This window comes from Apilactobacillus nanyangensis (assembly GCF_016861915.1).
GTDB lineage: Bacteria > Bacillota > Bacilli > Lactobacillales > Lactobacillaceae > Apilactobacillus > Apilactobacillus nanyangensis.
Genome location: NZ_BOLX01000004.1, coordinates 93,105 through 102,667, shown reverse-complemented (window position 1 = coordinate 102,667; position 9,563 = coordinate 93,105). Strand labels below are relative to the sequence as shown.

At 35.3% G+C, this 9,563-nt stretch carries 12 protein-coding genes; 11 read left to right on the top strand and 1 reads right to left on the bottom strand.

What is annotated here, in order from left to right:
* Positions 1 to 108 precede the first annotated feature (108 nt).
* Positions 109 to 732 carry a lysophospholipid acyltransferase family protein gene (locus JUD45_RS01995; RefSeq protein WP_034531706.1) on the bottom strand — a complete coding sequence of 208 codons (624 nt, stop codon included), beginning with the start codon at positions 730 to 732 and terminating at the stop codon, positions 109 to 111.
* Between the two features lie 86 nt (positions 733 to 818).
* Here JUD45_RS01995 and JUD45_RS01990 point away from each other — a divergent pair, with 86 nt between their 5' ends.
* The 11 genes from JUD45_RS01990 (at position 819) to rseP (ending at position 9,558) form a co-directional block, all read left to right on the top strand.
* A complete protein-coding gene (locus tag JUD45_RS01990) occupies positions 819 to 1,571 on the top strand; it encodes a tRNA1(Val) (adenine(37)-N6)-methyltransferase (RefSeq protein ID WP_203619546.1) in 753 nt (250 codons plus the stop codon).
* Complete coding sequence (locus JUD45_RS01985) at positions 1,561 to 1,845, top strand: GIY-YIG nuclease family protein (RefSeq protein ID WP_053791840.1); 285 nt, start codon at positions 1,561 to 1,563, stop codon at positions 1,843 to 1,845. The genes JUD45_RS01990 and JUD45_RS01985 overlap by 11 nt, the downstream gene beginning before the upstream one ends.
* A gap of 58 nt (positions 1,846 to 1,903) precedes the next feature.
* Positions 1,904 to 2,902 (top strand): D-2-hydroxyacid dehydrogenase, encoded by a 999-nt coding sequence (locus JUD45_RS01980; RefSeq protein ID WP_187155330.1) that lies wholly within the window; start codon positions 1,904 to 1,906, stop codon positions 2,900 to 2,902.
* 158 nt (positions 2,903 to 3,060) lie between these two features.
* The gene (gene rpsB, locus JUD45_RS01975) at positions 3,061 to 3,807 is read left to right on the top strand and encodes a 30S ribosomal protein S2 (RefSeq protein ID WP_034533994.1); all 747 of its coding nucleotides are present in this window, start codon (positions 3,061 to 3,063) and stop codon (positions 3,805 to 3,807) included.
* 113 nt (positions 3,808 to 3,920) lie between these two features.
* On the top strand, positions 3,921 to 4,796 hold the full coding sequence (gene tsf, locus JUD45_RS01970; RefSeq protein ID WP_053791839.1) for a translation elongation factor Ts: 876 nt from the start codon (positions 3,921 to 3,923) through the stop codon (positions 4,794 to 4,796).
* Positions 4,797 to 4,929: 133 nt separating this feature from the next.
* On the top strand, positions 4,930 to 5,652 hold the full coding sequence (pyrH, locus tag JUD45_RS01965; protein WP_203619545.1) for a UMP kinase: 723 nt from the start codon (positions 4,930 to 4,932) through the stop codon (positions 5,650 to 5,652).
* Positions 5,653 to 5,655: 3 nt separating this feature from the next.
* Positions 5,656 to 6,219, top strand: coding sequence for a ribosome recycling factor (gene frr / locus JUD45_RS01960; RefSeq protein ID WP_041152360.1), 564 nt, complete (start codon positions 5,656 to 5,658; stop codon positions 6,217 to 6,219).
* Between the two features lie 18 nt (positions 6,220 to 6,237).
* Complete coding sequence (locus tag JUD45_RS01955) at positions 6,238 to 6,636, top strand: hypothetical protein (protein WP_187155331.1); 399 nt, start codon at positions 6,238 to 6,240, stop codon at positions 6,634 to 6,636.
* Between the two features lie 68 nt (positions 6,637 to 6,704).
* Positions 6,705 to 7,463 (top strand): undecaprenyl pyrophosphate synthase, encoded by a 759-nt coding sequence (gene uppS / locus JUD45_RS01950; RefSeq protein WP_138727104.1) that lies wholly within the window; start codon positions 6,705 to 6,707, stop codon positions 7,461 to 7,463.
* Between the two features lie 15 nt (positions 7,464 to 7,478).
* Complete coding sequence (locus JUD45_RS01945) at positions 7,479 to 8,267, top strand: phosphatidate cytidylyltransferase (RefSeq protein ID WP_187155333.1); 789 nt, start codon at positions 7,479 to 7,481, stop codon at positions 8,265 to 8,267.
* Positions 8,268 to 8,286: 19 nt separating this feature from the next.
* Positions 8,287 to 9,558 carry an RIP metalloprotease RseP gene (gene rseP / locus JUD45_RS01940; RefSeq protein ID WP_203619544.1) on the top strand — a complete coding sequence of 424 codons (1,272 nt, stop codon included), beginning with the start codon at positions 8,287 to 8,289 and terminating at the stop codon, positions 9,556 to 9,558.
* The last annotated feature ends 5 nt before the right edge of the window (positions 9,559 to 9,563 follow it).

The following is a 9,563-nucleotide window of genomic DNA, read 5'->3' as shown; positions in this document are numbered from 1 at the left end:
GCAGCTAATTTTAATTCTTTAGAAAACATAAAAGAACCCCTTAGGTTAGATTTCTCCAACTCAAGGGGTTCAGTTCATTAATTTAATGATTAAGTCTTTTTTTATTGCTTATTTTTCTGATGATGGGTCAACATACTTAAAGTCAGGATTAATTTCTTTATCTAACTTATCGAAAGCATCTTGCATTTGTTGTTCGACTGCTTTTTGACCTTCTTCATTTAGCTTGATTGACTTGTCTAAGTAAATAGGGTCACCAAAGTTGATGACAGCTTTCTTACGTGAGAACAAACTCTTAAATGTAAGTGGACCTTGGTAAACAGCTGGAAGTAAAGGTGCTTTAGAAAGCTTAGCGATTAAAGTAGCGCCACCTTTTAGAGCTTGAGAATGTCTAGTTCCTGAAGGGAAAATGATTAGTGACTTATCAGAGTTTTGAAGAATCTTAACAGGTTCCTTAATTACTGATGGACCAGGATTTTCACGATCAACACTTAATACGTTTGCATGTCTCAATACGTATGCTAAAAGTGGGTTTTTGAATAGCTCCTTTTTAGCTATGAAAGCAAATTCTTTAGGACTTGCTGCTAGGGCAAAGTACAATGGATCAAACCATGTACGGTGCGGTGCAACTAATATGTAATTGCCTTCTGGAATTCTTTGTTTGTTTTCAAACTTAGGCATTCCGTTAATTGGATATAAAATGATTCTACATAAGAACTTTAAAAAAGAATACATTAAATAAACTCCTCTCGTACTTTATTATTTAATAGTATTCTATTATTATTAATTTATGCAAGAAAAAAATAAGGTGGAATATTCAAGTGGACGATTTTTTAAAGGAAAACGAAAGAATAGATCAACTATATAGTAATGATATAAAGATAATTCAAAATCCCGAAGTGTTCTCATTCTCATTGGATGCAGTATTTTTATCAGACTTTGCGAAGTTGCCCAAGAAGAGTGCTTCAAAGACTGTCGATTTGTGTGCCGGCAATGGTGCAGTTGGGTTATTTATGTCACATAAAACCAACGGACATATTTACGAAATCGAACTACAAGACAAACTGGCTGACATGGCAAAACGCAGTGTTAGTTTAAATAACTTAGATGACAAGTTGACCGTGATAAACGATGACCTTGATAATACATTTGATTATGTGGAAAAGGATTCTGTTGACGTGATAACTTGTAACCCACCTTATTTTCCAGATTTAGAGGATAGTAAGAAAAATCCAAATCCATACCTAGCAATTGCTAGACATGAAATCACAACTAATCTAGACAAAATCCTAACCGTGTGTGAGGGACTTTTAAAGACAAATGCTAAAGCGTTCTTTGTTTACCGTCCTGATCGGATGCTAGAATTATTTGATGCTATGCAATCTCATAACGTAATGCCAAAAAGGATTCAATACATTTATCCGCGCGAGGGAAAAGAATCAAACATGATTCTAGTTGAAGGAATTAAAGCCGGTAAGAATGGCGGCACCAAGGTGCTACCACCAATTTTTGTTTATAAAGATAATTCAAACGAATATACAGATTTTGTAAGGAAGATTTTATATGGAGAATAAGTTTTATATGTATGTTTTAAAATGTGGGGATGATTCACTATATGGTGGATACACGACCGATTTGAAACATCGATTAGAACAACATCAAAGCGGAAAGGGTGCCAAGTACACACGCAATCATTTGCCAGTCGAAATGATTTATTCCGAAAGTTTTGACAATAAACATGATGCTTTGAGTGCCGAGTATCATTTTAAACATCAAAGCAGAATCAAGAAGCTAGAATACCTAAATGAAAATGGGGTAAATTTATCTAAATACGGTCTAAGTCTTTAAGACACGGTGTTAAGTGTTATAATTCTACTGTAACGATGAATATTTGGAGGTTTTTGTATTGAAAATTATTGCTTATGGAATCAGAAATGATGAAATGCCATATTTAAAAGAATGGGAACAAAAAAATCCGGAAGTAGAAGTAAAGGTTGAAACCAAATTACTTGATTCATCAACTGTTGAAGAAGCTAATGGATTTGATGGTGTGGTTGCTTACCAACAAAAACCATACACTAAAGAAATTTTAGATAAATTAGGTAGTTTTAACATCAAGTATCTATCACTAAGAAACGTTGGGGTAGATAATGTTGATGCTGATGCTGCAAAAGCAAACGGAATTACTGTAACCAATGTTCCAGCATATTCTCCAAATGCAATTGCTGAACTAGCAATTACTGAAATTATGAGATTACTAAGAAATACAAAACGTTTTGAAGACAAGCAACGTTCAGGAGACTTAAGATGGGCACCTGAGATTGGTCAAGAATTAAATTCAAAGACCGTTGGTGTTTTCGGAACGGGTCGTATTGGTCACGTATTAGTTGATATCTGTCGTGGATTCGGTGCAAAGGTAATTGCATATGATCCATTCAGAAATCCTGAACTAGAAAAACAAGGTATCTACGTTGATACTCCAGACGATTTATACAAACAAGCTGATATCATTTCACTTCATGCACCGGCCGTTAAGGAAAATGAACACATGGTAAACGATAAGACTTTATCAGAAATGAAAGATGGTTCATACATTATTAACGCTGCTCGTGGTTCACTAATTGATACTGATGCATTAATTAGGGCTTTAGATTCAGGTAAACTAGCAGGTGCTGCCTTGGATACTTACGAATCTGAAGTTGGGGTCTTCAATGTTAACTTTGATAGTTTCGATGATATTTCAGATGATCGTCTAAAGAACCTAATGAGTAGAGATAACGTTTTGATTACCCCACACATTGCTTTCTACACTGAAACAGCAGTTAGAAACATGGTTACTTTATCAATGGATGCTAACAAAGACCTTATTAATACAGGTAAATCAGATAAGATTGTTAAATTGTAATATTTAGCTTGATAAATATTGTAGTTTAATATACAATAATATTCGGTATTTATTACCAATTCACACCTGTCATGACAACTCAGATAGTGCTATTTCTTGATAGTTTCTGAATTGATAGATTGACGGGGAGGAAAAACTATTTTTGGAGGGCTATTAAAATGGCTGTTATTTCTATGAAACAATTACTAGAAGCTGGTGTCCACTTCGGTCACCAAACTCGTCGTTGGAACCCTAAGATGAAGAAATACATCTTTACCCAACGTAACGGAATCTACATCATCGACTTACAAAAGACTGTTAAGATGATCGATTCAGCATACAACTTCATGAAGGATGAAGCTGCTAAGGGCGCTACTGTACTATTTGTTGGTACTAAGAAGCAAGCTCAAGACTCAATCCAAGAAGAAGCTGTACGTGCAGGTCAATACTACGTTAACCACCGTTGGTTAGGTGGAACTTTAACTAACTGGGACACTATCCAAAGCCGTATCAAGTACCTAAAGGATCTTAAGAAGATGGCTGAAGATGGTACTTTCGAAAGACTACCTAAGAAGGAAGTTGCTCTTCTAAAGAAGAAGACTGACAAGCTTGAAAAATTCCTTGGTGGTATCGAAGACATGCCTAAGATTCCAGATGTTATGTTCATCGTTGACCCTCGTAAAGAACAAATCGCTGTTCACGAAGCTCACAAGTTAAACATTCCTATCGTTGCTATGGTTGATACTAACACTGACCCAGATGACGTTGATGTTATTATTCCATCAAACGATGACGCTATTCGTGCCGTTCGTCTAATTACTGCTAAGATGGCTGATGCTATCATTGAAGGTAACCAAGGTGAAGAAAATGTTAGCGAAAGCACATTCGAAGACACTAAAGATGAAAATGAAAGTGAAGACAAGTAATATTTTTTAAATATTGATTTTGTTTGAACACTTAGGCTGACTCATGTTTTTGGACCGATAAGGCCTGGGATGAGTCGGCCTTTTTTAATATAAAACTTAAGGAGGCCATAACAATGGCAAAGATTACTGCTGCTCAAGTAAAAGAATTACGTGAAAAGACAAGTGTAGGTATGATGGATGCTAAGAAAGCTTTAGTTGCTTCAGATGGTGACGAAAAGAAAGCTCTAGAATACTTACGTGAAAAGGGTATCGCAAAAGCTGAAAAGAAGAGTGACCGTGTTGCCGCTGCTGGTTTAACTCGTGTTGTTACTCACGGTAACGATGCTGCTATCGTTGAAGTTAACGCTGAAACTGATTTCGTTTCAGGTAACGATGACTTCAAGAACCTAATTGATTTAATCGCAGCTAAGATTGTTGAAGCTAAGCCAGCTGATGTTGAAGCTGCTTTAGCACTTGACGTTGATGGTGAAACTGTTAACGACAAGATCATCAACACTACTCAAATTACTGGTGAAAAGATCACTCTACGTCGTTTCGTTGTTTTAACTAAGAACGATGACGAAAGCTTTGGTCACTACCTACACAACCAAGGTCTAATTGGTGCCTTAGTTCAAATCCAAGGTGTTGACGAAACTGTTGCTAAGCACGTTGCAATGCACATTGCTGCTACTAAGCCAGAATACCTAGACAGAAACGATGTTCCTCAAGACAGACTAGAAGCTGAAAGAGAAGAACTAAAGAAGGAAGCCCTACAAGAAGGCAAGCCTGAAAACATCGTTGAAAAGATGGTTGAAGGTCGTCTAAACAAGTTCCTTGCTGAAATTAGTTTAGCTGACCAAGAATTCGTTATGGACTCAGACAAGACTGTTGCTGAATACGTTAAGGAAAACGGCGGTCAACTAAAAGCCTTTGTTCGTTACGAAGTCGGTGAAGGTATCGAAAAAGAAGAAACTAACTTTGTTGACGAAGTTAACTCACAAATCAAATAATTAATGAAAAAGGATACGGATTCGTATCCTTTTTTTATACATATTTATAATTAAATAATTGCGGCTATAAACTGTTTTTAGATTTAATATTATGCTAAAATTAAACTAACGATCATGTAATGGAGGAAATTCGATGTCTGACTTAAAATATAAGCGTATTGTTTTAAAGCTAAGTGGTGAAGCACTTGCTGGTGATGAAGGTCACGGTATTAACCCACCTGTAATCAAGAAAATTGCGCAAGAAGTAAAAAATGTTTACGAACTAGGAATTCAAATTGCTATTGTTGTCGGTGGAGGTAACATGTGGCGTGGAGTAGCTGGTTCAAAAATGGGCATGGAAAGAACACAAGCTGATTACATTGGAATGTTAGCAACTGTTATGAACGGTTTAGCATTACAAGAAAACTTAGAATCACTCGGTGTTCCAACAAGAGTTCAAACCTCAATCGAAATGAGACAAATTGCTGAACCATACATTCGTAGAAAGGCAGTTCGTCATCTTGAAAAGAATCGTGTAGTTATCTTCTCTGGTGGAACAGGTAACCCATTCTTCTCAACAGATACAACTGCAGCTTTACGTGCTGCTGAAGTACATGCAGATGCTATTCTAATGGCTAAAAATGGAGTTGATGGTATTTACTCAGCTGATCCTAACAAGGATCCAAAGGCTGTTAAATTTGATGAATTAACTCAAATGGATATTATTAACAAGAACCTACAAGTAATGGATACTACAGCAAGTTCATTATCAATGGATAATGATATTCCATTAGTTGTGTTTAACTTAAATGAATCCGGCAACATTGAAAAAGTTGTTAAGGGTGAAAAAATCGGAACTACAGTTAAGGGGAAATAAGAAATGGCAACTCAAAATGAAATTTTAGATACTGCAAAAGACAAAATGCAAAAATCAATTGCTTCATTGAGACAAGAATTGGCAAGTATTAGAGCAGGTCGAGCTAATGCCAGTCTTTTAAATGGAGTTACTGCTGAATACTATGGTGCACCAACACCATTAAACCAAATCGCTTCAATCACTGTTCCAGAAGCTAGAGTTATTATGGTTACTCCATATGACAAGTCAGCTCTAGACGATATTGAAAAGGGAATTCTTGAAGCTGATATTGGTATTAACCCAGCTAACGATGGTGACAACATTCGTTTGGTTGTCCCACAATTGACTGAAGAACGTAGAAAAGAAATTTCTAAGAAGGTTAAGGCTGCTGGTGAACAAGGTAAAGTCGCAATTAGAAATGTTCGTCGTGAAGCTATGGACGCTGTAAAGAAGGGTAACAAGAACGATGACTTTACAGATGATGAAACTCACGCACTAGAAGACAAAGTTCAAAAATTGACAGATTCACAAATCAAAGATTTAGATGACGTTATTGCTGCCAAAGAAAAGGAAGTACTAAACGGATAAATAGTTAGGAGGGGCACCATGCAAGTACATGAAGTTACTCCAGGTACTGATGAATTCAATAAGATGGTATTTAAGCTATCTGAAGATATGAATGAAGACACTAAGCAAGCATTATCATTTAATGGTAATCAACTGGAAGAAATTCAAGATGGTGTTTATGTAATGCCAATTTATGTTGATGAAGAATTCAACATCTTTTTAGTGGTTACAAAATTAATTGAAGATGATTGGATTGTCGCATTTACCGAAGCAACATTTGAAAGCGAAGATGTAATAAATGATTTAAGTGATCCGATTCCTACGGGTGAGGGATTAAATCTTTTAGGTGAACACAGTCCAAATGACGCGAACCAATTGTTAAAATACTTCGAAACTTTAGTAGAAGCTAAACGTGGTGAATGGAGATTAATCCAATAAAATAACTTTGCAGATGTGGGATGAGGATTGTTTCTCATCCTTTATTTGTATTAATAGGTGAGGTATAAATGTTTAAGTTTAAGAAAAAAACTACCACAGAACTTGACTACAATAATATTCCCAAACATATCGCTATTATTATGGATGGTAATGGAAGATGGGCTCAACAAAGACATTTGCCAAGAATTGCAGGTCACAAAAAGGGAATGAACGTGGTAAAGGATATCACGAAAGCAGCTAGTGATTTGGGCGTGAAGGCACTTACTTTATATGCCTTTTCTACTGAAAACTGGAAGCGTCCAGATCAAGAAGTTAATTACTTGATGGATTTACCCGAAAAATTCTTTTCAACTTTTGTGCCCGATTTAGTTAAGAATAACGTTAAAGTTAATGTTATGGGATATGTTGACCAATTACCTAAGTCAACGCAAAATGCTATCAATAATGCAATTGAAGATACTAAGGATTGTGATGGTATGATTTTGAACTTTGCTTTAAACTACGGAAGTCAAGATGAAATAGTTACAGCAGTTCAAAACATTGCTAAAAAAGTATCAGACGGTATTCTAAATGTTGAAGATATCAATAAAGAAGTAGTTAGCGATAATTTAATGACTTCATCACTTGGTGAATTTGCTAATCCAGATTTATTAATTAGAACAAGTGGGGAAGAAAGATTGTCTAACTTCTTATTATGGCAAGTTGCATATAGTGAATTCGTTTTTGATGATACTAAGTGGCCTGACTATACTAAAGAAGATTTAATAAATTGTATTGCTAAATTCCAAGGACGTCACCGTCGTTTTGGGGGATTAAAAAACAAGTAACATTAGGAGATTATTATGAAAACAAGAGTATTAACGGCAATTATTGCCTTATTATTATTTGTGCCAATAGTTTTATTGGGCGGAATTTTTATTCAAATTGGTGCAATTGCATTAGGAATTGTTGCGATGTCTGAAGTACTAATTATGAAGAAAAAGTTAGTGATTTCACCGGAAGCAATCTTATCGTTTGTTGGGGTGACGTTATTAATCGCACCAAGTAACTGGTTTAATGGGCTACCATCATTTTTATCAGTTAACTTTTTATTCTATTTAGTATTAATGCTATTGATGCTAAGAACTGTAATTACTAAAAATATTTTTTCATTTGATGATGCAGGAGTGATTACTATCGCAATGCTTTACATTGGAATGGGATTCCATTACTTTGTTACCGCAAGACACGTTGGTATTGCAGTGTTATTCTACGCATTATTTATCGTTTGGTTAACCGACTCAGGAGCCTACATCTTTGGTAAGCAATTCGGTAAACATAAGTTAGCACCACATGTAAGTCCTAATAAAACATGGGAAGGATCAATCTGTGGATCATTATTAGCAACTATTATTGCTACTGCATGGATGTACTATTTCTCAATTGGTCATACATCACTATTTGTTGCTGCTATCGTAACTCTTGTATTATCAATTGCTGGTCAATTTGGTGATTTAGTTGAATCAGCTCTTAAGAGATACTACCAAGTTAAAGATTCTGGAAAGATTCTACCGGGACATGGTGGAATTTTAGATAGATTTGATAGTTTACTATTTGTTTTGCCGCTTCTTCACCTATTTGGCATTATTTAGATGTAAGGGAGTGATTTAATTGATTATCACAATACTAGCTTTCGTTATTGTTTTTGGAATTTTAGTGTTTGTTCATGAATTTGGCCACTTTATCGTTGCCAAAAGATCAGGAATAATGGTTAGAGAATTTTCTATTGGAATGGGTCCGAAGATTTTCTTTTATCGTCACAATCAAACCACGTATACAATTCGTATTCTTCCTTTAGGTGGATATGTTCGAATGGCTGGGATTGCCGATAACGATTCACAGGAACTAGATCCTGGTACTCCAGTTACACTTAAATTTAATGAACAAAATGAAGTTATTTTAATTAATACCAGTCAAAAGCAAAAGACTTTAGATGGACTACCTCTAGAAGTTTCAAATGTTGATCTTGAACACGAGTTATTTATCGAAGGTTACCAAGATAGCAATGAAGAGGTTAAGAGATTTAAAGTTAACCACGATGCTTTAATGGTTGAACATGATGGAACAAAAGTTCAAATTGCTCCAGAAGACGTTCAATTCCAAAATGCACCAGTATTAAAAAAACTATTAACTAACGCAGCTGGAATTGTAAATAATGTTATATTAGCAATTGTTGCATTTACAATTTTGACATTTATGCAAGGTGGAGTGGCTTCAACTCAAAATACAGTTACTCCAATTTCAGGACATTCAGTTGCAAGAGATGCCGGAATTAAGAATGGCGATAAAATTGTTCAAGTCAACAATCAAAAGACTAACAATTGGAATGAATTGAGCTCAGCAATTCAAGATAGACCTGACCAAAAGCTAACCTTGGTAGTTAAACGTGATGGTCAAACTAAAGTAATTAAGCTAACCACTGAATCTCAAAAGAATAATGGAAAAAAATATGGATTAATTGGAATTAAGAATACAGTCGATTCCAGTTTTACAACCAAGTTATTCTCTGGATTTATTAGGACCTGGAACATGACTAAGCAACTTGTTTCAGAATTAGCTTATATGGTAACAGGGCACTTTAGTTTAAATGACTTAGGTGGACCGGTTGCAATTTACGCTAAAACATCACAAGCTACTAAGTTAGGGCTACAAGGAGTTGTTTATTTTATCGCATTCTTATCAATTAATTTAGCGATTATGAATTTAATTCCAATTCCAGTCCTAGATGGTGGTAAAATATTAATGAACATAATTGAGGCCGTTAGAAGAAAACCAACTTCTGAGAAAGTTGAGACAGTTGTTACCCTTATTGGTTTTGCATTCTTAGTTGTATTAATGCTACTGGTAACAATTAACGACATTCAAAGATACTTTATCCATTAAGAACA